Origin of the sequence: Paenarthrobacter nicotinovorans (assembly GCF_007670255.1) — a bacterium.
Taxonomy (GTDB): domain Bacteria; phylum Actinomycetota; class Actinomycetes; order Actinomycetales; family Micrococcaceae; genus Arthrobacter; species Arthrobacter nicotinovorans_B.
On the sequence record NZ_SZVS01000005.1, the window covers coordinates 211,592 to 235,595 of the forward strand.

Annotated in this window: 17 protein-coding genes and 1 pseudogene; 3 read left to right on the forward strand and 15 right to left on the reverse strand. The window is 60.6% G+C overall.

Features of this window, described 5'->3' with window-relative positions; genetic code table 11:
- Window positions 1-86: 86 nt before the first annotated feature.
- The 12 genes and pseudogenes from FDP28_RS10015 to FDP28_RS10070 all read right to left on the reverse strand — a co-directional run bounded on the left by FDP28_RS10015 (window position 87) and on the right by FDP28_RS10070 (window position 12,496).
- Complete coding sequence (locus tag FDP28_RS10015) at window positions 87-644, reverse strand: hypothetical protein (protein ID WP_144661283.1); 558 nt, start codon at window positions 642-644, stop codon at window positions 87-89.
- A 352-nt stretch (window positions 645-996) separates the two neighbouring features.
- On the reverse strand, window positions 997-1,416 hold the full coding sequence (locus FDP28_RS10020; RefSeq protein ID WP_144661284.1) for an ATP-binding protein: 420 nt from the start codon (window positions 1,414-1,416) through the stop codon (window positions 997-999).
- Window positions 1,409-1,741 carry an STAS domain-containing protein gene (locus FDP28_RS10025; protein WP_144661394.1) on the reverse strand — a complete coding sequence of 111 codons (333 nt, stop codon included), beginning with the start codon at window positions 1,739-1,741 and terminating at the stop codon, window positions 1,409-1,411. Before FDP28_RS10025 ends, FDP28_RS10020 begins: the two co-directional genes overlap by 8 nt.
- Window positions 1,731-3,704 (reverse strand): glycosyltransferase family 2 protein, encoded by a 1,974-nt coding sequence (locus tag FDP28_RS10030; protein ID WP_144661285.1) that lies wholly within the window; start codon window positions 3,702-3,704, stop codon window positions 1,731-1,733. Before FDP28_RS10030 ends, FDP28_RS10025 begins: the two co-directional genes overlap by 11 nt.
- A gap of 18 nt (window positions 3,705-3,722) precedes the next feature.
- Window positions 3,723-4,841 (reverse strand): PP2C family protein-serine/threonine phosphatase, encoded by a 1,119-nt coding sequence (locus FDP28_RS10035; RefSeq protein WP_144661286.1) that lies wholly within the window; start codon window positions 4,839-4,841, stop codon window positions 3,723-3,725.
- A gap of 179 nt (window positions 4,842-5,020) precedes the next feature.
- A complete protein-coding gene (gene bcp, locus FDP28_RS10040; RefSeq protein ID WP_144661287.1) occupies window positions 5,021-5,491 on the reverse strand; it encodes a thioredoxin-dependent thiol peroxidase in 471 nt (156 codons plus the stop codon).
- 81 nt (window positions 5,492-5,572) lie between these two features.
- Window positions 5,573-6,325: a winged helix-turn-helix domain-containing protein gene (locus tag FDP28_RS10045; protein ID WP_144661288.1), complete on the reverse strand. Its 753-nt coding sequence runs from the start codon at window positions 6,323-6,325 to the stop codon at window positions 5,573-5,575.
- Between the two features lie 10 nt (window positions 6,326-6,335).
- Complete coding sequence (gene allB, locus FDP28_RS10050; protein WP_144661289.1) at window positions 6,336-7,685, reverse strand: allantoinase AllB; 1,350 nt, start codon at window positions 7,683-7,685, stop codon at window positions 6,336-6,338.
- Entirely contained in the window at window positions 7,678-8,844 is a 1,167-nt protein-coding gene (locus FDP28_RS10055; protein ID WP_144661290.1) for a glycerate kinase, read from the reverse strand. Before FDP28_RS10055 ends, allB begins: the two co-directional genes overlap by 8 nt.
- A 23-nt stretch (window positions 8,845-8,867) precedes the next feature.
- Entirely contained in the window at window positions 8,868-10,643 is a 1,776-nt protein-coding gene (gene gcl, locus FDP28_RS10060; protein WP_144661291.1) for a glyoxylate carboligase, read from the reverse strand.
- Window positions 10,644-10,758: 115 nt separating this feature from the next.
- A pseudogene (locus FDP28_RS10065) lies at window positions 10,759-11,655 on the reverse strand (2-hydroxy-3-oxopropionate reductase); the annotation flags it as partial.
- A gap of 37 nt (window positions 11,656-11,692) precedes the next feature.
- Window positions 11,693-12,496, reverse strand: coding sequence for a hydroxypyruvate isomerase family protein (locus tag FDP28_RS10070; RefSeq protein ID WP_144661293.1), 804 nt, complete (start codon window positions 12,494-12,496; stop codon window positions 11,693-11,695).
- Window positions 12,497-12,833: 337 nt separating this feature from the next.
- Here FDP28_RS10070 and FDP28_RS10075 point away from each other — a divergent pair, with 337 nt between their 5' ends.
- Both FDP28_RS10075 and FDP28_RS10080 read left to right on the forward strand, forming a co-directional pair.
- Window positions 12,834-13,487, forward strand: coding sequence for a hypothetical protein (locus tag FDP28_RS10075; protein ID WP_144661294.1), 654 nt, complete (start codon window positions 12,834-12,836; stop codon window positions 13,485-13,487).
- Window positions 13,484-16,366: a hypothetical protein gene (locus tag FDP28_RS10080; protein ID WP_144661295.1), complete on the forward strand. Its 2,883-nt coding sequence runs from the start codon at window positions 13,484-13,486 to the stop codon at window positions 16,364-16,366. The genes FDP28_RS10075 and FDP28_RS10080 overlap by 4 nt, the downstream gene beginning before the upstream one ends.
- Window positions 16,367-16,789: 423 nt before the next feature.
- Here the strand turns inward: FDP28_RS10080 and FDP28_RS10085 are convergent, their stop codons facing one another.
- The 3 genes from FDP28_RS10085 to FDP28_RS10095 form a co-directional block, all read right to left on the reverse strand.
- Entirely contained in the window at window positions 16,790-20,218 is a 3,429-nt protein-coding gene (locus FDP28_RS10085) for an SIR2 family protein (RefSeq protein ID WP_144661296.1), read from the reverse strand.
- Between the two features lie 471 nt (window positions 20,219-20,689).
- Window positions 20,690-21,385 (reverse strand): MAE_28990/MAE_18760 family HEPN-like nuclease, encoded by a 696-nt coding sequence (locus tag FDP28_RS10090; protein WP_144661297.1) that lies wholly within the window; start codon window positions 21,383-21,385, stop codon window positions 20,690-20,692.
- A gap of 2 nt (window positions 21,386-21,387) precedes the next feature.
- Entirely contained in the window at window positions 21,388-22,539 is a 1,152-nt protein-coding gene (locus FDP28_RS10095) for a DUF262 domain-containing protein (RefSeq protein WP_186313579.1), read from the reverse strand.
- Window positions 22,540-22,824: 285 nt separating this feature from the next.
- Here FDP28_RS10095 and FDP28_RS10100 point away from each other — a divergent pair, with 285 nt between their 5' ends.
- Window positions 22,825-23,820 (forward strand): LacI family DNA-binding transcriptional regulator, encoded by a 996-nt coding sequence (locus FDP28_RS10100; protein ID WP_144661299.1) that lies wholly within the window; start codon window positions 22,825-22,827, stop codon window positions 23,818-23,820.
- Window positions 23,821-24,004: the final 184 nt, after the last annotated feature.

Sequence of the window (24,004 nt, forward strand, 5' to 3'; positions counted from 1 at the left end):
CTCTCTCACGTTCCGTGGGTTTGAGCGCGTCGCTCTCTCACGTCCCTCCCGGATTTCCGGTTTCCTCTCTCACATCCCAAGGTGCGTTATCCGGCGACGGTGGGGAGTTCCGAGGAGTCGCAAGTGGCTGAACTTACCGGAACCGTGATTCGCAGGTACGCCGGGCTTTTGGACTCGATGCTTACGGTGGCTCCCACAGCGTCCGTGCTGCGCGCCACCACCCAGCCTCCAGGAACATCATCCGTGCCCCCAAATTCCGGAAAGCCATGCTTGCCAAGGACAGGGTTGCCGGCCGCGAAGACTTCCTCGAAATTCCGGGACGGCTCCACGATGTCCGCACTGCTCTTCATGCTCGCCGGCCGCAGGATGCACCGCCCATCGTTCGCCTTCGACAGGGACGCCCGCTTGTCCTCACTCCAGGTGATTCCGGGCAGCTTTTGTTCCAAGGCGGCAATTAATTCAGTGCGAAGGGCGTCGTACTTGGCAAAACTCTCGGCCACCGGGGCTGCGGTTTGCTGAGGAGTGACCGTTGGGGAGTCACTTGTTTCCCGGGTTGGGTCGCCCGGCGCCTGGCTGCAGGCGGCCAACGTGAGGGCGCAGGCCAAGACAACGGCCCGCTTCCCCAGCTTGATGGTGTTTGGCATTCTTCCCCCGGTTTCCGTTGCGCTTGCCTGCGCGTTGATGCACGACGGCGGCAGTCACCGCATGCTTTCACGCTTGCCTTGCGTCCGGCCATGGGGAGAACGCCCCTGTGGACAGTGGTGAGCGAAGGATAGGGAATTGGGGGTGGGATGTGAGCGAGCGTCCGGCCCAAGCGCGGGGGATGTGAGCGAGGGTTCGGTTCAAGCCCGGGGGATGTGAGCGAGCGTGGGGCGCAAGCGGGTGGAATGTGAGCCAGCGTCCGGCCCAAGCGGGTGGGATGTGAGCGAGCGTTCGGCCCAAGCGGGTGGGATGTGAGCGAGCGTCGGGCCCAAGCGCGGGGGATGTGAGCGAGGGTCAGGTTTCGCGGGTGAGGATCCAGGTGTTGGTGCCGTCCTGGCGCTCGAACGTCACAGTTGTCACCAAAGCCTCGATCAGCGCCAGCCCACGCCCGGACTCGGCATCGGAATCCGGCATCGAGGCCTGCATATCATCGGCGAACGGTTCCCGGGCATTAAAAGCGCTGACCCGGGCCACCAAGCGGTCAGGGCGCACGCTGATGTCGACGTCGATCTCCACCGGCTTCTCTGCCGCGGGGAGCGCGTGCTGCACGATGTTCGCCGCAGCTTCAATCACTGCTGTAGCGAACGTCATCCGGTCCATGTCCGGCACAAAAGAGGCATCGTCCCACAGGGCGTCCAGCTCGTTGTGGATGGACTCGATGGCTTCGTCGTTGGAGGGCCCGTGAAATCCCCGGCGGGCGACTACATCAGTCATTGCCGAAAGCGTCTTCAGGCGTGGGGTAGGCCGTGAGGACCCGGTCCATGTTGGTCAGTTCCAGGACCATCTTGACCTGCGGCTGGACGGCGGCGATGCGCAGGTCACCACCGGCTTGGCGGGCAGCTTTAAGGCAACCGATGAGCGCCCCAAGCCCCGAGGAATCCATGAAGTCCGTCTCCGCCAGGTTGACCACAACACGGCTCGAGCCGCCGGCAACAACTTCAGCCACCACTTCGCGAAGCTTGGGCGCGGCTACCATGTTCAGCCGGCCCACGCTCTTGACCTCCGCGTAGGCGTCCTTGACCTCGTAGCTAAACTGCATCTGCATTCCTTTCTTCTTGGTGCTCAGGCCCACTTTCGGGCACAAAACCCTTGTACAAAACTGCTTTGACCAGCACGCTCAGGACCACGAGGTCGAACGCCACCCACGCCACGTTCACCAGGGTGCCCAGGGGTTCCGACATTCCGGCGAGCAAGCGGATGAGGCCAACGATCAACGCCACGGTCAGCAGCACGGCCACGATGATTTGGGGCCGGATCAAGCTCCAACTTGGTCCGCCGCTCTGCCGCGCTTTGGGGGTGACCGCAAACCCAAGGGGACGGCCGAACCAAACGTTCCGTGCCGCCGTCGTGCAGGCCTTGATCCAGGTGGGGAACAGCGCAAGGCTGTACTGCTGCCCGCGCCAGGTGGGGATACCGTGCCCGGCCACGAGGAACAGCAACTGGTTCACCACCATGAACGGGATGAAGCGGATGAAGAAGTCGTAGCTGAGGCTGCTCACCGGGAGGATGCCGAGCGTCAGGTAGATGATCGGCGCGGCGAAATACACGACGGCGGCGAAACCGCTGAGGTAGCTCCACATCGTCGAGAAATACATGAGCCGCTGTCCCCACGTGAGCCGGCGCTGGACCAGCGGGTTCTCGCGGAGGAGGACCTGGATGGTGCCCTGGGCCCAACGGAGGCGCTGGGTGAGCATGGTTTTGATGTCCTCCGGCGCGAGGCCGTTGGCCAGGATCTCGTGATGGTAGACGCTCTTCCAGCCCAGTCCGTGCAGGCGCATCGCGGTCGCCATGTCCTCGGTGACGGAGATGGTGGCCAGCGGCATGATCGGCTGGGCTTCGTCCGTGCGCTCGACGGAGATGGCGTCCAGGACAGCGTGGACGGATTCGAGGGCACCCAACGGCGACCAGTCACGACCGGACATACGGTCGACGGCGTCACTCGCCACGGTGGTGACGCCCGACTCCCCGACGTGGGCAAGTTCCATCGCGGCGATTTCTTCGAGGTCCGATTGCAGCGCGGAGAAGTCCGCGGCCACAAGGGTGCGAACGGCGTCGTCCACTTTGCGGCGCACCCGGAACGTGATTTCGCTCAGGGAGGCGCCGGCGTCGAGCTCCTTCTGGGCTGATTCGGTGGCGGCTTCCACCTCGTTCAGCATCTGCTCCACCAGCGGGTTCTCAGCCTCGGGGGAGCGGCGTGCCTTCTTGATGGCGGTGCGCGAGGCTGCCAAGGCGCGGCGGACGCTCTTCTCCGTGGCCTTCACATAACCCACCAGGCCCAGCTGCATGAGGGCTTCCCGGCGGAGGATGGCGTTGGAGCCGCAGAAGAACGCAGCGTTCCAGCCGTCCTTGCCCTGCTGGATGGGTCCGTAGAACAGGGGTGCCTGGCTGCCCAGGGGATCGTCGGCGGGGACGTTGATGAAGTACTGCGGGGTCTGGACCAGGGCCACACGGCCGTCGTTGAAGTAGCCCAGCGTCTTGTCCAGGATGTCCGGCTCGGGGATCTGGTCGGCGTCGAGAATCAACAGGTACTCGCCCGAGGTGATCATGAGCGCGTTGTTCAGGTTGCCCGCTTTGGCGTGCCGCGGCATGTCGGGTGTCCAGTCAGCAGTGCGCGTCACGTAACCGATGCCGTGGGCTTCGGCGAGTTCGCGCATCTCAGGCCGGTTGCCGTCGTCGAGGATCCAGGTACTGTGCGGCCAAGTGATGTCCTTGGCAGCCAGGGCCGTGGTCATCACAAGATCCAATGGCTCGTTGTACGTGGTGATGAAGACATCCACCGTTGCATCCGCAGGCGGCGGGGGTGGTGGCTTGCGGATCTTGAGGTTCCACACCGTCAGGCCGAACAGCATCACATCGATCAGGCTGTACGTCTCAGCGATCACCAGCGGAACCGCGATCCACCAGGCATCCCAGTTCAGCGACGCCATCCAACGCCACGCCACATAATTGACGCCCAGAATTACTGTCAGGACTACGATCAACCGGGTCCAGAAACGTGTCAAAATCCCCCCTTTGTGGCTTTAGTGCCTTGCGTCAGGTTTACGGCGAACGACGACGGCGGTCACGTCGTCTTCGGCTGTTGCCGCCGGTGCCAGCTCCAGCAGGGCGGCGCAGACGTCGTCCGAAGTAGGTCCGGTGCGCGCCGCTTTCTCGACGTTCCGCACGAAGTCTTCCAACGACTCATGGGCGTCCAGCACCCCGTCGCTGACAATCACCAGGGAATCTCCCGGCTCAAGTTCCACTTCAGAGGCCGGCCAGTGCTGGCCATCCAGGATGCCGACGGGCGGACCAGCCGACACGAGCCTCTGTGCGGTCCCCTCTGCGGGGATATGCAGCGCGAGCCCGTGTCCGGCGTCGATGTAGCTGAGCTTCCCGGAGGCGCTGTGCAGCCGTGCGTGGAACATCGTGGCGAACGAGCCGGACTGGTCGAGGTCGGAGGCGATGGTGAGGCTGGCCGAGGCGAAGGCGTCATCGATGGCCGGGGTGTCCGCCACGGAACGCATCACGGCCCGGACAGTGGCGGCGATCAGCGCGGCGCCCATTCCCTTGCCCATCGCGTCGGCAAAGGTCAGGTGCATGCCGTCGCGGGTCTGGTACCAGTCGTAGAAGTCCCCGCCAACGCTGCGGGTCGGACGGAAGGCGCCGGCGACGTCGTATCCTTCCAGCCGGACTGTTTCGCGCGGGAGGAGGCTTTGCTGCACGACGGCCGCCCGCTCAAGTTCGTCCACCTGGCGCGGGTCCTCCGCAGGTGCGGCGGGCGTCCGGGCCCGACGGAACAGGGCACGGATGCGGGCCTGGAGTTCCCGTGGGCTGAAGGGTTTGTTGATGTAGTCGTCCGCGCCGGTATCCAGGCCGTTGAGGCGGTCGATCTCATCGGCGCGGGCGGTGAGCATCAGGATGTATGCGTCAGAAAATTCGCGGAGGCGGCGGCAGACTTCCATGCCGTCGATGTCCGGGAGGTTGATGTCCAGGGTCACCAGTTCGGCGTTGGTGCTGCGGACGGCCTCGACGCCGGAAAGACCGTCGGGCGCCTCGGTCACCACAAAGTCGAGCTGCTCAAGGACCAGGACGAGGAGGCCGCGAATGTCGGCGTCGTCTTCGACAACGACGGCATGGCGCGGGGGCGAGGTTGAGACCATGGCTCCATTAACTAATGCTGCTGGCTATTTGTCACGTTTAGTCACGTCAAATGAAACGCCCGCTCACTTTTGGTGAGCGGGCGTTACAAGATTTGTGCAGTTATGTGAGCGGGCGTCCGGCTCAAGCGCGGGGGATGTGAGCGGGCGTCCGGCTCAAGCGCGCGTGATGTGAGAGAGGGTTAGACGCCCAGCAGCTCTTCCTTCAGCGCCTGGACGTGGCCCTGTGCGGAGACCTGGTACTGGGTGAGGCGGACAAGGCCTTCGCCGTCCACGACGACAGTGGAGCGCACCAGGCCTTCGACGATCTCGCCGTCGACCAGCTTTTCGCCCCATGCGCCGTAAGCCAACGCCACGGCGTGGTCTTCGTCGGAGAGCAGCGGGAAGGTCAGGGCGAAGTCGCCGGTGAACTTGGCCAGGGCTTCGGGGCCGTCGGGGGAGATCCCGAGGACCTCGTAGCCGGAGCCCTGCAGACTGGCGAGGTTGTCGCGGAAGTCGCAAGCCTCGGTGGTGCAGCCGGGGGTGGCTGCCTTCGGGTAGAAGTACACAATGACGTTGCGTCCGCGGTAATCGGACAGCGAGACCTTGTTGCCGTCGGCGTCGAGCAGCGTGAAGTCAGGTGCTTGCGTTCCGACGATGAGTTTCTGGGTCATGGCGATCCTTTACATTCAACCGGTGTGCACCGGCGTTTGGTCATTCAAAATAAAGCGGATTCGAGATGTAGAACAGCGAACCTAGATGCTGTATTCCGCGGGTCCGCGCACTGTGGCATAGGGGCCTGGCACGAACTGGTAGCCACCACCACGGACGGTGGCGACGGTGTGGCGCGCGGAGCCGAGCTTCCGCCGCACCCTTCCAACATAAACGTCGATCGAGCGAAAAGCCGCGCCGGGAAGGTCAAATGACTCCAGGAAACGTTGCAATTCTTCACGACTGATGGCCCGCGAGCAGTTCACCACCAGGTAGCGCAGCAGCTTGTATTCCATGCCAGTAAAGGAAACCGGCTCGCCATCAAGCAGGACTACTTCAGCAGCGAGGTCCACCGCAAGTTGGCTGCGACGGCTCGCCAACGTTACGGGCTCGACGGCGGTGCTGCCGCCCGCTTGGGTGCCGTCGCCGCCGTCGGACGCGGTTTTGGACCGGGCCTCCGCGAGGGCATCGGCAAGGGTGAGCGAGCCGTTGGTACCGGCGTCGGCGGCTTCCTGCGGAGTGCCGCCCCAGGAAGTGTCGCCGACGCCGGAGTGCTGTGCCCCGATGGCGGGCCAGATGCGGACTTCCGCCTCCGGGGCAAGTTTCATGGCGCGGGCCAGCACAAGTCGTGCTGCCCGCTCCCAAATTTCAGGATCCACGGGGTCGCCCTCGGCCGGGTTGACCCAGAGCGCGAGACCGTGTGCTGTCAGGCCTTGCTGCCGCGCGGCCCCCGGCGCTCCGTTGCTGGAGCGCCGGGGGAACCGTGCGGGCGGTGGCCCATAGGCATTGACTGCCATGGTGGTGGGCCTAAACGTTGCCGCGGCGGAGCAGCTTGCCGCCGGGGTTCTGGCCGTCGATCGGGGTGCCGCGCAGGTAGGTCTTGCGGACGACGCCGGCCAGCGGACGGCCGTCGTACGGCGTGATCGGGTTCTTGTGCTTGAGCTTGGTGACGTCCACAACGAAGGCTTCGTCCGGGGCGAAGATGGAGAAGTCGGCGTCGTAGCCCAGGGCGAGCTGGCCCTTGTTGTGCAGGCGGGCCAAGGCGGCGGGCTTCTCCGACATCCAAGCGACAACCTGCTCCAGCGGGATGCCGCGGTGGCGTGCTTCGGTCCAGATCAGGGACAGGCCCAGCTGGAGGGACGAAACGCCGCCCCAGGCCACTGCGAAGTCACCGTTCTCCAGGTCCTTGAGGTCGAGTGTGGAGGGGGAGTGGTCCGAGACGATGCAGTCGATGGTGCCGTCCTGCAGGCCCTTCCAGAGGAGCTCGCGGTTGGAGGCCTCACGGATGGGCGGGCAGCACTTGTAGGCCGTGGCGCCATCGGGGATTTCTTCGGCCATGAGCGTCAGGTAGTGCGGGCAGGTCTCAACGGTGAGGTTGACGCCGTCGCGCTTTGCCGAGGCGATCATGGGGAGCGCGTCGGAGGAGGAAAGGTGCAGGATGTGGGCGCGGGCGCCAGTCCAGCGGGCACGTTCGATGACTTCGGCGATGGCCTTGTTCTCAGCACCGCGGGGGCGGGAGGCGAGGAAGGTCTCGTAGTGGTCGCCGCCGGGGTGCGGGGCGCGGTCGATCGCGTGGGAGTCCTCGGCGTGGACGATCATGAGGGAGTCGAAGGACTTCAATTCCTTCATGTCCTCTTCCATCTCGTCCGCATCCAGGTGCGGGAACTCGTCCACGCCGGAGTGCAGGAGGAAGCACTTGAAGCCGAACACGCCTTCGTCGTGCAGCGGGCGGAGGTCGGCCTTGTTGCCCGGGATGGCACCGCCCCAGAATCCGACATCGACGAATGCCTGGTCCTTGGCGACGACGTGCTTCTGCTCCAGGCCGTCCACGGTGGTGGTGGGCGGGATGCTGTTCAGCGGCATGTCGATGATGGTGGTCACGCCACCGGCAGCGGCGGCACGGGTGGCGGAGGCGAAGCCTTCCCACTCGGTGCGGCCGGGCTCGTTGACGTGGACGTGGGTGTCCACCAGGCCAGGGATGAGGGTTTCGTCGTCCGCGAGTTCGATGACCTCATTGCCCGTCAGGCCGTTGCCCAGGGGTTCGATGGCGACGATGACGCCGTCGCGGATACCAACTTCGCGTGCAGCGAGGCCGGCAGTGGTCAGGATGCGCTGTCCCCGGATGACGAGGTCATAGGCGCCGATTGCTTCAGACATTGAGGTACTCCTTGTTTTCGGTCCGTTCCGCCAGGTACACGCCTATGTGCTTACCTAATTGTTCAAGCAACGGACCTGCTTCAGCGATACATTTTTGGACGTCTTTTTCCAGGTCGGTCAGGGCGTGGACCGTGTGGAAACCGGCGTCGTTCAGTTGTTCCCGGCTCAGCGTACTCCGGCCGCAGACTGCGATCACGGGAACGCCCTGCCGTGTGGCTGCCCTTGAGACACCCATGGGGGTCTTGCCGAGCAGGCTCTGTTCGTCCAGGCTGCCTTCGCCGGTGATCACCAGGTCGGCGCCCTTCAGTTTGTTCTCCAGCTCAGTGAATTCGAGGACGACGTCGATACCCGGCCGCCGCTCTGCCTTCAGTGCCGCGATAGCTATGTAGCCAACGCCGCCAGCCGCGCCTGCGCCTTCAGCTTTGGCCGCGAACTTGGCGTGCTGCCCGGTTGCTGCGGCGAGGACGTCGACGAAGTGGCTCGCGGCGGCATCCAGTTCGGCGACGTCGTCCGGCGTCGCGCCCTTTTGCGGACCGAAGATGGCTGGGGCTCCGCTGTCCCCCAAAAGGGGGTTGTCGACGTCGGACGCCAACACGAACTCTGTTGCCTCGATCCGGACGTCGAAGTTGGCAAAGTCGATGCTGTCGAGCTGGGCGAGGGCGGCGCCGCCGCCGGGGAGCTCGTTGCCGTTCTTGTCCAGGAAGACGGCGCCGAGGCCCTGCAGGACTCCTGCTCCGGCGTCGGTGTTGGCGCTGCCGCCGACGCCGAGGATGATCTTCCGGCAGCCGAGGTCCAGTGCGGCGCGGATCAGTTCGCCCGTGCCGATGCTGTTGGCGGTCTTGGCTGTTTTCGACGTGGGGCCCTCGGGGAGGAGGGCCAGGCCGGAAGCTGCCGCCATTTCGATGACAGCTTCCTCGCCGCGGATGGCGAAGTCGGCTTTGACCGGATCGCCGAGCGGGCCGGTGACGGTGGTGGTCCGGCGGGTGAAGCCGGAGCCGATGGCGGCGTCGATGGTTCCTTCGCCGCCGTCGGCCACCGGAATGCGTGTTGCTTGTATGCCCTGGCCGAAGCCCGCCAGCAGGCCTGTTGCCAGGTGCTCGGCGACCTCGGGCGCGGACAGCGAGCCCTTGAATTTGTCCGGGGCGATGACAACACGCATTCCGGTGCCTCCTTTACTGTTACTTACGCCTTGGCGAGGATCGCGGTGGGTGCATCCGCCGCGGTCTCGGCCAGCTCTTCGAACTCGTTCACGCCATTGATCTCAACGCCCATGGAGATGTTGGTGATCTTTTCCAGGATCACTTCAACAACCACGGGAACCTTGAACTCGCCAGCCAGTGCCTTGGCCTTGTCGAAGGCGGCGGGCAGGTCGTTCGGGTTCTCAACGCGGATGGCCTTGCAGCCCAGGCCCTCGGCGACCTTGATGTGGTCCACACCGTAGCCGTTGGTCTCCGGGGAGTTGATGTTCTCGAAGGCCAGGGAAACGTTCTGCTCCATGTTGAAGCCGCGCTGGCTCTGACGGATCAGGCCCAGGTAGCTGTTGTTCACCACAACGTGGATGTACGGCAGGTTGAACTGTGCGCCCACGGCCAGTTCTTCGATCATGAACTGGAAGTCGTAGTCACCGGACAGGGCAACAACGGTGGCGTCCGGGGTTCCACGTACAACACCCAGGGCTGCCGGAGCAGTCCAACCCAGCGGGCCGGCCTGGCCTGCGTTGATCCACTTGCGGGCACCGAACACGTGCAGCATTTGGGCACCGGCGATCTGGGACAGACCGATGGTGGACACGTAGGTGGTGTCCTTGCCGAAGGCCTTGTTCATCTCCTGGTACACGCGCTGCGGCTTGATGGGCACGTTGTCGAAGTTGGTCTTGCGGTGCAGGGAACCCTTGCGCTCCTGGCACTCGGCAACCCAGCCCGAGTAGTCCGGCAGGGTCTTGGCTGCCTGGCGCTCGCGGGCCAGCTCCAACAGACCGTCCAGCGCCGCACCGGCGTCGGACGCAATGCCCAAGTCCGGCGAGAAAACGCGACCGATCTGCGTCGGCTCGATGTCGATGTGCACGAACTTACGGCCTGCCGTGTAGGTGTCCAGGCCGCCGGTGTGGCGGTTGGCCCAACGGTTGCCGATGCCGATGACGAAGTCGCTCTGCAGGAAGGTCTCGTTGCCGTAGCGGTGCGAGGTCTGCAGGCCAACCATGCCGGCCATCAGCTGGTGGTCGTCCGGGATGGCGCCCCAACCCATCAGGGTGGGGATGACGGGAACGTTCAGGATCTCGGCCAGTTCAACCAGCTGTGCCGAAGCGCCGGCGTTGATGATGCCGCCACCGGCAACGATCAGCGGGTGCTTGGCCGCGGTCAGCAGGTCCAGTGCCTTTTCCAGCTGCTTGCGGGAAGCCTTGGGCTTCTCCACGGGCAGGGGCTCGTAGGCGTCGATGTCGAACTCGATCTCGGCCATCTGAACGTCGATGGGCAGGTCCAGCAGAACCGGACCCGGACGGCCCGAACGCATTACCTGGAAGGCCTTCTGGAAAGCCCCGGGAACCTGGCCCGGCTCCAGGATGGTCATGGCGAACTTGGTGACCGGCTTGGCGATGGACTCGATGTCCACGGCCTGGAAGTCTTCCTTGTGCAACTTGGCAACGGGTGCCTGGCCGGTGATGCAGAGCATCGGAATGGAGTCGGCCTGGGCTGCGTAGAGGCCCGTGATCATGTCCGTGCCTGCGGGGCCCGAGGTGCCGATGCAGACGCCGATGTTGCCATCAGCTGCGCGGCTGTAGCCGTCGGCCATGTGGCTGGCGCCTTCAACGTGGCGGGCCAGCGTGTGGCGGATGCCGCCGTGGGCACGCATTGCCGAGTAGAAGGGGTTGATTGCTGCGCCTGGCAGGCCGAACGCCTCGGTGGCGCCTTCCTTTTCCAGGATGGCTACGGCCGCATCAACGGTACGCATCTTTGCCATGGTGTGCTCCTTGAAATCTTGGGTTCGCCCCGCGTTGGGGGCGGAAAAGGGTGTGGTGAGGGAGCCGCCGTCGTCATTTACGACGGCGGGTTCCCTGGTTTTGGTGCTTAGTGCCTTAGTTGCGGCCGCTGAGCTGGAGGACCTGCTTGAAGAGGCCCGAGTGGTCCAGCCCGCCGTCGCCCTGGTTGACGGTTGCGGCGACGAGCTGCGCGACGACGGCGCCGAGCGGGACGGCGACGTTGGCTTCGCGGGCTGCGGAGGTGACGATGCCCAGGTCCTTGTGGTGGAGGGCGAGGCGGAAGCCGGGGTCGAAGTTGCGGTCGAGCATCTTCTGGCCCTTCTGGTCCAGGACCTTGGAGCCGGCCAGGCCGCCGCCGAGGACCTTGAGTGCTGCGTCGGTGTCCACGCCGTAGGCCTCGAGGAAGGCGATGGCCTCGCCGAGGACCTGAATGTTGACGGCGACGATGAGCTGGTTGGCTGCCTTGACAGTCTGGCCGGAGCCGGACGGGCCGACGTGGACGATGGTCTTGCCCACTGCGTTGAGGACATCCTGTGCTGCCTCGAAGTCTGCTGCGTCGCCGCCGACCATGATGGAGAGGACGGCGTCGATGGCGCCCTGTTGGCCGCCACTCACGGGGGCGTCGAGGGGACGGATGCCTGCTTCACGGGCGTCGTCGGAGAGGCGCTTGGCGACGTCCGGGCGGATGCTGGATGCGTCGATCCACAAGGTGCCCTTCTTCGCGTTGGCGAAGACGCCGTCCTTGCCGCTGACTACACCCTCAACATCGGGGGAGTCCGGCACCATGGTGATGACGACGTCGGCGTCCTTGACTGCGTCCGCGATGGAGCTGGCGCCTTGGCCGCCTTCGGACACGAGCTTGTCGATCTTGTCCTGGCTGCGGTTGAAACCGGTGACCGTGTGGCCGGCCTTGACGAGGTTGATGGCCATGGGCAGGCCCATGATTCCGAGGCCGATGACTGCAACGTTGCTCATTGTGGTTCTCTTTCTGAAAGTCTTTTTAGCTCAGGTGTGCTTGTTGAGCTGGGTGCTAGTTGGCGTTGGCGCGCTGGCGGATGGCCCAGCTGAATGCCGTCTCCTGCGGTTCCTTGTATTCCAAACCGATGTAGCCCTCGTAGCCGAGTTCGCGGCTGCGGGCGATCCACTCGCCAAGGGGGAGGTTGCCGGTGCCGGGAGCGCCGCGGCCGGGGTTGTCGGCGATCTGGATGTGGCCGAAGTCCTTGGCGTGGTTCTCGATGACGGATTCGACATCGTCGCCGTTGACTGCCAGGTGGTAGAAGTCGGCGAGGAGCTTGATGTTCTGCGCACCGGATTCTGCCTTAACGCGGGCGATGACCTTGAGTGCGTCTTCGGCGGTGAGGAGCGGGTACTTGGGTGCGCCACTCACCGGCTCGAGGAGGACAGTTCCGCCGATACGTGCGACGCCGGCAGCTGCTGCGGCGAGGTTCTTGGCGGCGAGTTCGTCCTGCTCTTCAGGGGTGAACTCGTCCTGGCGGTTGCCGTAGAGGGCGTTGAAGGCCTTGCAGCCGAGGCGCTCACCGATGCCGGCAACGACGTCGATGTTGTCCTTGAACTCGGAGCAACGCCCCTTCCAGGAGACGAGGCCGCGGTCGCCGCCGGGCATGTTTCCGGCGTTGAAGTTCAGGCCCGTGAGCTGAACGCCGGCGTCCTTGATGGCTGTTTCAAACTCTGTTATTTGGGCGTCGGTGGGGACGGAGGTCTCGAAGGGCCACCAGAACTCGACGGCGTCAAAACCGGCTGCCTTCGCGGCGGCGGGGCGCTCGAGCAAGGGCAGCTCCGTCAGGAGGATGGAGCAGTTCACTGTGTACGTCATCGTAGGTCCTTCCGAGGAGGGGCTTGGATCTATCTTCCTGTGTGCTTCGTCTTGGCCGTGGTGCTTGGCTTTCGTTTCCGCTTTGTGGAATTTAGATTCTGCTTTATGAAAAGTTTAGGGAAGGTGGGGGTGCGAGTCAAGGGGGTGGGTGGAGAGGTGGGGGTTTGGGATACCAGATGTGTGGAAACTGCGGCCTGGAAGAGATACCGGATTCGGTATCAGTAGTGGCACGGTCTAATGGTCACGGACTAGCCGCGAATTTGAGGTTCGGCATGCCGCTTGAGTAGATGACACTGACGACTATGTGTGCTTAGGCCGGGAGATGTAACTTCGAGCGATGAACGACCATGTACTGGATGACCGCCAACAACGTGTGAACGGCGCACTCCTGAAGCGCAGTTCCCAACTGGCTGCCATGTACAGATTGGTTCTGAGCATTTTGGCGGCACCAACCGTTGCGGGGCAGGAGGTTGCCCGTGTCTCAGTCATCTGTCATGGCGGCCGAGAGTTGATGAACGGTGTTCCTTCTGTGATGTCGGAGATCGATATCCCCCGACCTGACCCGAACTCCGACACCTTAAAGCGTCGACTTCCGGAACTTCTTAGAGAGATAGAACTTGACGTCGATCAGGACCTCGTTCCAGTCCCTCGTTCGGCGGCAAAGACGCTTAGCCAACTTATTTCGGCAGTTGCCCAGGAACAAGGACGGAATCGGCGCCTCGCGAGCGCAGTTGTAACCGGCGCTACAGACGACAAACACCCCGCCATCAAGCAGTGGATGGAGGCGCAGAGGTTCTTTCTACGGTGGACACACCTCGATCGCTTGGCAGAGGGCGGGCGGGACCTGCCGGGTGATGCTGAACTGATGTCCAACTTGCGCATCGTTGAGGATGTTATTGATGCCAGGGCTGGTTTGTTTTTTGAGAATCTTCACTCGATCGAGGCGCTCCTAGCTGAGGCGAATTTCGTGGAAATCGAGGAGCAAGCATGACCAAATACCAGACACCTACAGACGACCAAGTGCGAGGGGCTATCCGCCGCATAATTAGCCCGCAGCTCCGTCGTGCCTTCTTCGAAGGGCTCAACAATCCGTTATGGGTAGAGCCTTTGGCAAAGTACGGGCTATTTGACAACCCACCGGAGCAGGGAAAAGGCGAGGGGGGACTGCCCTATGACGTCTACTGGCCTGAAGTGGACTATCTCGTTCGAATCGCCCCGGCCAAGCCGGCCGAGGTCGTGGACATCTTGCTCAAGCTTTCGCGCAGTAATAACGCTTGGCTCAAGCGGGCGGCCTTCAGCATCGGGTTGATCATTCCACCTAACCAAGCGGCAAGGTTGAAACCTCTGTTCAAGACGTGGCTCCGGACCGACTTCGGCTGGCGGACTGATCACCGGGAGATGGTTTCGCTCGCCGTCAAGCTGCTTGGAAGCGGGGAACGCAAAACCGGTATATGGCTTGCGGACATACTGTTCAAGCCAATGGCACCCAAGGATGAAGAGTCCTCGGGCTTCTTCCGCAAGCCGGCGTTGTTTCTACGCGAGCACTGGTATATTCGCGGTCTCGCTGATGTTGTTGAAGTGCTTCAGCCGACTGACCTTTACCTCGTCGTGGGATGGCTGCTAGCTTACGAGCGGTCGAGCGGTCACTACATCGACGGGCGTGACATCAGTCATCTGTCTCGCGAGTCGATCCGAGTCCGCGCTGGTCTGGGAACTCGGAGATCGGTGGAACAGTCCCTAATAGAAGGAGTGCGGGAAGTGGCTGTGAAAGCCGTTAGAGACGACGCGGCTATGGCTGTATCGGCACTTCTTGCGCCAGGCATGGCACTCACCAGGAAAATCGCCCTTCACTCGGTCGGCGTGGCACTTAGCGAAGGTGAACCTAGCGACGAACACTGGACAGATTTGATGGCAGCCGCCACCAACCTGCTTTTCGATTCGAAGTGTCGCGACCACGTTTACCGTATTGAGTACGGAGAGCTGGCTCGTGCGGTGGCCTCACATGATCCGTCTGCGCTAGAACCGTTGACTGCGTATCTCGACGAGGGGCCATTGACCGAACTCGCCGAATTACGCCGTCGGTTGCGTGGAGACAGCGAAGAATCTCCTGAGCATCTTGAGGCTGGCCTGACTCAGTACCTCTCCGGGTGGCGACATCAGTGGCTTGCCGCGATTGGCAAGGATGCCCTTCCCCAGGTCCTTCGAAATGAACTGGTCGATCTCGAAGCCAAGCGGGGGCCAATTGAGAACCCGCTAGAGCCGTCAAGGGTTACTACCACTTGGACAGGGCCAAATAGCCCACTCTCACAGGACGAAATTGCGGCGATGGGTCCGGAAGAGATCGTGGGATACCTCGAGAACTGGCGCACGTCCGGCGACGGCTGGGGGCCAGAGCCCTCACACGAAGGGCTGGGGCGACAGCTGACCTCGATACTTACCACGAACCCGTTGGCTGTAGCGGGAACTGACCGGCTTGTAGATAGGCTGCGCCCGACCTACTTGCGAGCAATATTCGAGGGATGGGAATCAGCAGCGAAGGCAGGAATCGCTCCAGACTGGACGCAGGTGGCCGAGGTACTTCGAGGAGTGCTGACGCACCCTGACGCATCCGTCATCTCCCCGGAGGGCGACGAGTTCGATGACGACCCAGACTTCCGCGGCGCAAAAAAGGCTGCGATAGGACTGCTAGAGGAGCTGGTCAAGAGCAGAGAAGACCGTATTCTCCCGGACGAGTCGCTAGCGACATTCAGTACGCTGCTGTTGTCTGAGGGGGCCGATGAAGTTGCGTGGGAGGAGTACGACGGCTACCAGCATGCGGATGACATGGATCCGCTGACCATCTCGATCAATTGGCAATGGCCCATCAGACTCAATGCGCTCGTGGGGCTCCTCTCGCACGGAAAGGACACCTCTTGGTACGTCAAGGCTAAGCAAGAGTTGGAACGCGAAATCGCTAGACCTGATCGACGGGGTGCATCTCGCGCTGTGCTTGGCGCCTCGCTCGGGAGATTCTTAAATGTGGATTCGAGCTGGATCGAACGGAGAGTTCCAGATTTGTTTGGGTCAACGGGTGAAATTTCTAAGGACCAGCAGATTTCGTTGACTACAGCCCTAGCGGCCCACAGATATCACCCACACCTCTACGATCTGTTAGCTGGTGCGATGATCGCTGCACTGAATTCTGACACTCCGATCGTTTCCGGGTGGGAGAACGGCGATGACCCCATTCTGAGGATCGGCGAATGGGTCGTCACAGCAATTGCAGTTGGTGACAAGACTTCGGATGATGCAGTCGCAACTGCTCTGTTCACTAATGCTGAACCAGCGACACGAGGCGTGGCCCTTGGACGGATTGCGGGGTCCCTTAAAGATGCGAGTAACGTCGATCAAGACGTCTTGAACCATCTCGGTGGGCTTTGGGACGAAAGGGTGGCTCACGTCCGGGCCTTTCCTGAGGATCGAGCAGAATTATTGGAGTTCTACTGGTTTGTCCATTGCCAGAAGTTTCCGGAGGAGTGGTGGTTACCTCGCCTTAAGGTTGCCGTCGAACTCTCGAACGGCACGTTCTCTACGCATGGACTGATTGGTAAGACGCTTAGTTTGGCTGCTCGAAACCAGCCCCGGGAAGCGTTCGAGGTTCTAAAACTACTTTTAGCGCAGCGCAGCGGTGACGCAGACCTGTTACAGTACGACCTCCACGAGCGCGCTGTGCCTTTTGTCCTTGCATTTGCGCTGGATTCCGGGAGCAAAGACCTTGTCGACGACGCGGCCCAAGTGATGAATCAGTTGGGAGCTGAGGGCTTTCTTCAGCTCGAAGCCCAGGTTAAGAAGGTGATGGCAGGAACCGCAGCCGAACTTGAGGACGACTAATTGTAGATCCGGGTGCCTCATACAAGCCCGGAAGGCAGTCCTCATTGAACGCTAATGCTCAGTTGCCGCGCCGTCTTGGTCCTCTACATATGATCCTCCGGAGTCTTATCACCGTCGAACTCGGTGATAGTGAAGTGCTGGATGATCGACAGTAGCAACTTGACCTCGCTGAGCTTACGATCATTTGTACCCTCAATTCCTTCCTTTTCGCAAGAGGCTTCTTCTCAGCCGCCGGGGCAAACGGAGCCGCTCTGTAACTCGCTAAGCTTTCAAACTTTTGAACCCCTTCAAAAGCCCCATTGCCGCCAAGATTTCTATTGGTGGCTCCGTTAAACTTGAGCATATTAAACATTTAGGAAGGTCAAGTGACGCTGACAATATCGAGGCAAGGGAGCCGGGTATTCGGGAGTGAAAACGGTTACCCTACTTCGGCCAGGTTGTAGCCGCTTCCACTCCTAAGCGAAGGGCCTGCTCTCGGATAGTACGGAGATGGCCTCGATCAACACTCGGTGCTTCGACGAGAATCAAGTACAGCCGTTCTAGATCCCTACCCACGTAATACGGGGTTTCGGTATTGGACAATAGATGAGCCAATAGCTGAGCGTAAGCACGGGGACTGGATGAAATGCGATCCTCTTGTATTGTGCGTAATCTTGCTGGCTGACTCAGTCCGGCCGGCATCGCGCAAATATACTCAACAGCCTTCTCGAAGCTTTGTGGTGCATTCAGCACATCAGCCCATTCGGCCATGGCTGATGCTTCGGCACGCTCCACAATTCTTGGACGTCCCTCGGTGCGTGCCGCCAAATAGGGGTTCATCCAGTCGTGCCAGCTCTTTGAAATCAATTCTGGTTTTGCCTGCGTCAGTTGCTGTCGAATAGATATCATCAGCTTTGCGCAGAAAGGCGAAGTTGCTGCGCGGGTTAGATCCAAAAGCCAATTGAGTTTTGTATGGGCAGACCACAGGCTGTGCACCGTGATTGAAGCGCAAAGCGTGGCCAGCCGCGGCTGCGCGGTTTCGGGGAGGTCCGTCAAGTGTTTCAGGGTCACTGCCAACTCTTGTTTCAGTCCATCGTCCAAAAGCGCTTGATTCGTGCCGGTCGTCTGTATCAGAACGGTCCATGCGGACGCAGCCACAGGTGATGAATCCCATCTAAATAGGGGCAGCATGCGTGTAATGGTCCACTCAGGATCGGCGGAGTGGAGAAACTTAAGGTGACGTATGAGGATAGCCCATGCGCTTGACATGGGTAGGACCTCAAAGCTGCAGATAGCTTCCAGAGCATCGCGGCTCTGTCCCTGGATACCGTTCCATCCATCCTTGTGGAGTCGCCAATCGTGGTGAATCACTTCAATCCAAAATTCGGCGAGATGCCCGTCCGCGCTGTTAAGGGCATTGATGAATGGATCAGTGCTTGTACCTGCTGAGAGCTCAAGACTGGACCAGACGTTGATGGCTAGAGTCCTGGCTTGGGGCAGCGCTGGCCATGGTGGTCCGGCAGTTTGGTTGCTTGCGCGTGGAGTCAGAAGGGACGCCACAGCGGATCCGAATTCTCTTAGATCGAGGGCCGAGGCTGTGCGGAGCATGCGTTCGGCCAGGTTCACATCTGCGGGGTTTCCGGCCCACCCCTCCAGTATGCTAGCCAGGAGTCTCGGTTCTGAAAGGGATTGATCCCACAGCAGGAAACCATCGTTGGGCCATCTTGAGACTACCGCGGCTACTTGTCGAGTTACTCCCGACCTGTAGCCATCAACATACGAAGTACCGGCCATGTGTCTGAAGACTTCATTTACTGCTGAGGTCGCGTCAGAGTTAATAAGTTCGTGTAGATGTTCTACGGACCACGGGTACTCCTGCTCAACCTTTACCCATCCGTAGTCCTCGTCTCTCAGATCTAGGTCTTCATTGGGAGACCCAGCAAGATCCGGATACTTCTCTACCAACGCCAAAAGGGTGCTCTTTGCCTTCGTTAGATTCGGATCGAGCCTAAGCAGCCATGCCAGTAGATCGTAGATTTCGTAGTCGCGTTGTGGACCCTCAGCTTGGGAACCCTTGAGCACAGTGCTGACTAGTCTCGACCTCGTGGTTTGACTCGTTTCGGGGAGGGCCGCCCTGATAAGCCGTAGCGCCTCATAGCGGAGTCGAGGATCGAAAAGGAGACGGTGGTCCCCCTGATCGAGTAGCCATTGGACCTTCTTGGTTGCCGTCACATCGGACCGATGCCGCCACCCGAATATTGCAAGGCGTTGAAGCAGGGGAATTCCGCTGGCGGCCCACCGATTGAGGTTGCTGTCAAGCTCACCGTCGTGAACGGTAAGAAGGAACATGAGGCAGTCTCTAGCCAAGTCGATGACAAAGTCTGCAGTTTCCTCTATGCCGTTTTGGGGCGAGTCTTCTATTGAGCGCCTGAGGAACGTCCACGTGTCATAGTCAGAGCCGGACACAGCGCGATTTCTGATGAAGAGGCTACTGAGAGTGTTTTCGAGTAGCCGCAGGAGCTCGGGAGCGCTGGAAGCTTCAGCCGCGAGGCCTGAGAGCCTGTCCTTGATCGAGTCGATCCATGAATAACTCAGTTCGACGACATACTCAGTCCCGTCGCCCAGTATTCGCGGCTTCGACCGTAGCCGTGGCTTGAGCAATTCTTCAAGGACGAAAAGGACATCGGTCGTCAATAAGCTCTTGGCCTCTGCAAGGAGCATGGCCAAGCCCTCAAGTTTGTTGACGGGATCAGGAGTTGGGGTATCTACGAGCCAATAAATCCATGGGGTCAGCCAGTCATGATATTCAGCGACATCGATCAACTCCGCACAAACAGCCGTCCAGAGCGCGTGGCTCGGTCGCTTTGATTGGTTAGTCAGCAAGGAAAGTGCATAACGGGAGTTTGAGTCTGAGACCACATAGTTTTTAGCGAACCAGTGGGCCAACGACGATTGGCTCCCTGAGTAGGCTGTTTCCGAAGCATCTGTGAGTCGTCGAAACGCGTCCTTGCTCACGATCCAGTCCAACCAATCGCGGCCCTCGGCTGTCGCGCAAAAGGCTCGTGTAAGGGCATCGTCATCTAATGCTGCCTCAAGGAAGTCATCTTCGTCTGGGATGCCCGTTGGCTGGTTGATTACCATATCCCGGACCCGTTCGTGCTTATCCAAGAGACCGGATGCCGCCCAATCGCCCCAGTCTTGAACGGCTGATAGCAGCTGCCTGTGTGACTTGTCTGTGTCCACGTAGGAAACCGGAAGGATGCCTAAGCTGGTCCAGCGGGAGTGTTCTGATACTGCTTCTGAAGTAAAGGCATAGCGTCTGGACCCCGGTCGTAGACCTCTAGCCAAATATGAAAGCACCACGTCTCGATGGCTATAGCCGATAAAGCATACGACATACTGATGAAACATTCGCTCTAGAAATCTTGCTGCCCACGCGTCGCTCAAATATGCGCGGCCAAAGTCCTTGTCGGTGAGAACCAATTTCCTTGGTTCTTGATCCACGGACCCGTGCAAGTAGACTAAGCCATCGAAGTCGTCACCCATGGGCAACGCCGGCGCGCGAAACTCGTCGAGTTTGGTTTCCGTCGTTTCCAGTGCGAGTGACAAGAATCGGTCGTAGTTGGTAGTCACGATCTTCGGTGCAGGTCCTGCCGCCGCAAGCCTCACTAACGCTGCGTGTAGCGCATTGCCGTCTCTGGCGTCCAAGATGTGCCGTTTGACCATTGCATGAACGTCTTGCCTGGGGTCATCGTCGAGTTGACCGAAGATGAAGTCTTCTGACCCCGGCGCACTAGGAACTTCGACCCCTAAATCCTTGGCGATGTTGGTCAGAAGGTTGCTAAAGCTGGGAAGCCCAGTAGGGGCTGCCATGGAAACTCCCGCCCCGACGAAGAGGACCAACCGTCCGGCCTCATGGGCGTCGAGCAACTCTAGGGGAACGTCTACTCCTGAAAAATGCACTGATTCTACCTCGGACAATTATGCAAGAAGTACTCCATATGGTGAGCTTACGGATTATTGTGCCCTGTGTCCTCATAGGTCGCGGGGACCGTGCTTTTGAGTCTGAAATGTCTCGGCGTTGAATGACTTGAATGCGGATCCCGGCGCTAGAGGGCAGGCGTTCACTGCTCAAATCGTGCGCTTGATGCAAGTTGCAGCCTAGTTATACTGCCTAGGGAGGCTCGTTGAGGCCGTGTGACCCGAGCCAGCACAGCAAACAAATAGGCATGGGGACTGGGCAAGCTCGCACCGCCGCGTTCCCCTGCAAATGAAGTGGGACGCGCTTTCGGTAAGTTTCAGCGTGACGAACATTGCCGTATCGCCCTTCTTCGCCCCTGGATGCTATTGCCGTACGTTCGCGGCTAAAAGCGCCGCCCTTGCTTCTAGTCGTCTCGCAAAGGCTTCCAATTGGCGGATGTACCGGTCAACGTCCTCGCTTGTAGGAATCCGTGTGACGTCACCATGGGCGATGTCATTCCGGCACTTGACAACGGTTCGGAGCATTAGGCGGATATTGACAGGTTCAGGATCGCCGCGATCTGCCAAGTGGACGTCGATGTCTCCGTCGCAAACTGGGGTAGCCGCACCCATAAGCGAGAACAACTTGTCGATGACATCGCTTCCGGGATTTGTCACGATGCGACGTAGAACGTCAGACTTGAGAAGTTGCGGAGGGGGCTTGGCTTCCGCGACCCAGAGGCAGTTGTACTCCGTAATCTTGCCGAAAAGCGACACCCGCTGTTTTGCGTCTTTGGTTGCTAAGATCTCTTCCATCCGTGGGATGGAGTGAAGTTCCTTTACCCCAAGTGGGATCGCACTCGAAGTTATGTCTCCGGTGGAGATCGCATCTATAAATTCTTCGGCTGTTGTCTTCAGGAAACTCTCAAAGTGACTAACGAGGAGAACAGCGGCCGCTCTGCATATAGCATTGCGACGTGCGTCCATTAGGACGTCTTCCTGATTAGCCTCACCCGTGCAGATTGAGAGAAGTGTTTGCACCTCAGTCACCCCAGAGGCGAAATCTTCGAATGCGGTCATGTTCAGACGTCCGAGGCACTTCCGGAAGCCGCGTCCAAGCCGAGACCCTCAGGAAGATCAACATGTACGCCGAATGAGCGGATACCGTCGGCTACTCGGCCTACTCGGTAGAGCATTCGTTGTTTGTCTGCCGTGGCTCGGCCGATGGCGGTGATGAACCGCTCTTCCTGGGGAAGGATTTCCATAAGGGCCTTGAACTCTGCGGCGTGCTCTCGCAGCGCCTGCTGATCCGCTCGGGCGACGGGAACCATGACGGCGTCGAACATCGCTTTGTTCAAAACGTTCTTGGAGCCGGGAACTCTGAAGGGGGCCGACCCGAGAACGTCTGAAACGGTTTCACAGGACGCCTTGAACAGTTGCACTAGCTGAGGGTCCGCAGGCGTCTGTCGGTTTTGCCGCATGTGGGTGTTAAGGAACTGTCGCAGGGGGGGCTTGTAGCCTTGGAGGTCGGCCATTAGGGCGAAGAATCGTAGCAACAGCTCCTCGAGTTCCATCCGTTTGCTACCTGAGGATCCGAGCATATTGGTGAAAGACTCATCTTCGGCGATTCTCTTGAGGGAGTCATTGTAAGGGCCCCTGTACACCGAATTTCGAAGCTCCTGCGCCGTCAGCATCGCGGCACCCGTGTTGAGCCGTTCAAAAACATCGAACTTGATATCGGGGTGGCTGTCCTCGGTTATCACGATGCAGCGGATGGTGCGATTTTCCAGTCGTCTACGGTCTCGGGGGGCCAAATCTCCGTGCTTCTTCCCATCCAATTCCTTAAGGACGGGAAGTCCAGTTAAGGCAAATTCACCACGCAAATAGTCTGCGATCGTCGTGAGTCGCTGCAAGCCGTCGATGACCTCATAGACGCCCGCGTCGTCCTCTGCAAAGTAGCACACAGGGATCGGGACGTTGAGAAGGAGCGACTCGATCAGTCGACTCGCTTTGCCTCGATCCCAGATGTATTGACGCTGGTACTCGATGTTTAGGCTTATCCGCCCCTGGTCGATGTCGTCGACTATGCCCTTGACCCCCAAGTCATACGGCTGAGTGACTAAGCGCCTCTCACCTGATGAAAGATCCAGTGCCTCTGACTGTTCGCTGGACGGTTCGCTGCCTGCTGCAGAACCTTGGTCGGCATCCTCAACTTCGAGCCAGTTGTCAGTCATCGTTATCCGTTCGCAATGATTCATCAGATGTTATCTGACGGATATGTTACTGGAGTGGACCGCGTGTCGCGTCTGCAACCTGGATTGTGATTCGAGGCATTGATATCTTCGCTTCCGGCTTTACCTAAGACGTCACTTCAAAGGTGCCAAGTGATCAACTGTCTCGACTCCTTCGATGTGTTTGACCCTCTTCCAGACAGTATCGGCCCTACGAATCTCGATAGAGTTGGCACGGCAGTGGCGTGGCGGCAAGGACCACCGCCTCTGCTTGCGGAAGGACAAACAATGGCTCGGCCGACAGTTCAAGACGTCGCCAGGACTGCGGGTGTGTCCGTGGGGACGGTGTCGCGCGTCTTGAATGGGAGCTCGTCAGTCAGCGCGTCGGCCAAAGAGAAGGTCAACGCTGCCATCAAGGAGCTGAGCTACCGCCCTCTCGCCTCAGCGAGGGACCTCCGTAGGGACCGGACCATGCGCGTCCTCGCCCTGGCCAAAAACCTCGACTCCCTCGTCATCAGCGAAGTCTTCCGGGGCGTAGGAGACGCGGCAGCAGACAACGGCTACGTCAGCCTCATCGCCGCCACCGACGGAGACCGTGACCGCGAACAGCAGCTCGTAGACATGCTCCGCAACGGCTCAGTGGACGGCCTGGTGATCTTCTCGCCCACGATGCTGGACGAGGACGTCAACACTGTCGCCGAGCAACTCAGCGTCATCCAGGTCTGCGAAATCGTCGATGCCGAGGCGGCGTTCGGGGTGTCGATCGATGACCGCCAGGCGGGCTACGACATCACCAAGCACCTGATCGACACAGGTGCCAAGAAGCTGGCCATGCTCGCACACAGGGGTGCCCGCTCGGGCCGACTCAGGGAAGAAGGCTTCCGCCAAGCCCTGAAGGAGAATGGCCTGGAACCGGACCGAGTTCTCCTGGGCGAAGGCAACTTCGGTTTCCACGCCGGACGCAACCTCGCCAAGAAACTCCTGGAAGCCAAAGACCTCCCCGACGCCGTCTTCTGCGGGACCGACGTCGTAGCGGCCGGGTGCGTCCGCGAGCTGACCGACGCCGGCCTAAGAGTTCCCCAAGATGTCGCCGTAGCGGGCTTCGATGACTCCGCCCAGGCAGAAATGTGCGTCCCCGAGCTGACCACGGTAAGGCAGCCGGCATACGAGATGGGCCGTGCGGCCTTCGCCGAGCTCCTGGAGCGGATGACTGTCGAGGGCGCGCACCGTAAGGGGCGGACCTTCTTCCCGCACCAACTCGTCATCAGGGACTCCACCAAATAAAAAGGGTTGACAGTCACGAGCAACCACTGCAAAACTACTTTGGAATCGATTCCACGGGCCGCAAGGCCTTTTTTCAAAGCAACATTTGGAATCGATTCCACCACTCAGCACAACACCCGGCAACGAAGCCAAACTCAGGACTGCGCTACAGCCAAAGCGCCGAACTGAACATCCCCACAGTCAC

Bases quoted from the DNA above. Each gene is read 5' to 3' on its own strand.
- FDP28_RS10020 (WP_144661284.1), bottom strand. From the start codon at position 1,416: ATGACTGATGTAGTCGCCCGCCGGGGATTTCACGGGCCCTCCAACGAC.
- FDP28_RS10095 (WP_186313579.1), bottom strand. From the start codon at position 22,539: ATGACTGACAACTGGCTCGAAGTTGAGGATGCCGACCAAGGTTCTGCA.
- FDP28_RS10045 (WP_144661288.1), bottom strand. From the start codon at position 6,325: ATGGCAGTCAATGCCTATGGGCCACCGCCCGCACGGTTCCCCCGGCGC.
- FDP28_RS10025 (WP_144661394.1), bottom strand. From the start codon at position 1,741: ATGCAGTTTAGCTACGAGGTCAAGGACGCCTACGCGGAGGTCAAGAGC.
- FDP28_RS10015 (WP_144661283.1), bottom strand. From the start codon at position 644: ATGCCAAACACCATCAAGCTGGGGAAGCGGGCCGTTGTCTTGGCCTGC.
- FDP28_RS10090 (WP_144661297.1), bottom strand. From the start codon at position 21,385: ATGACCGCATTCGAAGATTTCGCCTCTGGGGTGACTGAGGTGCAAACA.
- FDP28_RS10080 (WP_144661295.1), top strand. From the start codon at position 13,484: ATGACCAAATACCAGACACCTACAGACGACCAAGTGCGAGGGGCTATC.
- FDP28_RS10085 (WP_144661296.1), bottom strand. From the start codon at position 20,218: ATGGCAGCCCCTACTGGGCTTCCCAGCTTTAGCAACCTTCTGACCAAC.
- FDP28_RS10055 (WP_144661290.1), bottom strand. From the start codon at position 8,844: ATGCGTGTTGTCATCGCCCCGGACAAATTCAAGGGCTCGCTGTCCGCG.
- FDP28_RS10035 (WP_144661286.1), bottom strand. From the start codon at position 4,841: ATGGTCTCAACCTCGCCCCCGCGCCATGCCGTCGTTGTCGAAGACGAC.
- FDP28_RS10075 (WP_144661294.1), top strand. From the start codon at position 12,834: ATGAACGACCATGTACTGGATGACCGCCAACAACGTGTGAACGGCGCA.
- FDP28_RS10070 (WP_144661293.1), bottom strand. From the start codon at position 12,496: ATGACGTACACAGTGAACTGCTCCATCCTCCTGACGGAGCTGCCCTTG.
- bcp (WP_144661287.1), bottom strand. From the start codon at position 5,491: ATGACCCAGAAACTCATCGTCGGAACGCAAGCACCTGACTTCACGCTG.
- gcl (WP_144661291.1), bottom strand. From the start codon at position 10,643: ATGGCAAAGATGCGTACCGTTGATGCGGCCGTAGCCATCCTGGAAAAG.
- FDP28_RS10100 (WP_144661299.1), top strand. From the start codon at position 22,825: ATGGCTCGGCCGACAGTTCAAGACGTCGCCAGGACTGCGGGTGTGTCC.
- allB (WP_144661289.1), bottom strand. From the start codon at position 7,685: ATGTCTGAAGCAATCGGCGCCTATGACCTCGTCATCCGGGGACAGCGC.